The organism is Vibrio sp. HI00D65 (assembly GCF_001635455.1).
Taxonomy (GTDB): Bacteria; Pseudomonadota; Gammaproteobacteria; order Enterobacterales; family Vibrionaceae; genus Vibrio.
In genome coordinates, this window is record NZ_LWEH01000049.1 from 1 (window position 1) to 392 (window position 392).

Consider the following 392-nt stretch of genomic DNA (forward strand, 5'->3'; position numbering starts at 1 on the left):
AGTGATACGCTGTTTTCATTACATCCATCCTCGGTGAATTTTGATTGAAAGGTTTGCGGTGTATGGGCGATTTTCATTGGCTGTAGGTACTACTCGACTTGCATCAAATCCAATACCATCACTATATTGTTCAGAATATTTTGGTGTTACTGCTGAAGCTGTATCTGGATTTTCTGCCTGTTTAAAAGCGCCAGTTGTCACCAACGAAATTCTACCTGCTACATCTTGGTATGCTACGTTTTTGAAGTCACCTACAATATTTCTAATCGCATCACCTTGTGTATCACCGTGATTAACACCACTAGGCGCCCCTCGAACAAAGTGACCAAGATGATGATTTGGTAGTGTAAATGTTGTTGCACCATCCCCGTCACCAAACTTCATGGCGTGAG

General features: G+C 42.1%; 1 pseudogene. It reads right to left on the bottom strand.

What is annotated here, in order from left to right:
* Positions 1-18: 18 nt before the first annotated feature.
* Positions 19-392: pseudogene (locus tag A3712_RS27695) on the bottom strand (hypothetical protein); the annotation flags it as partial.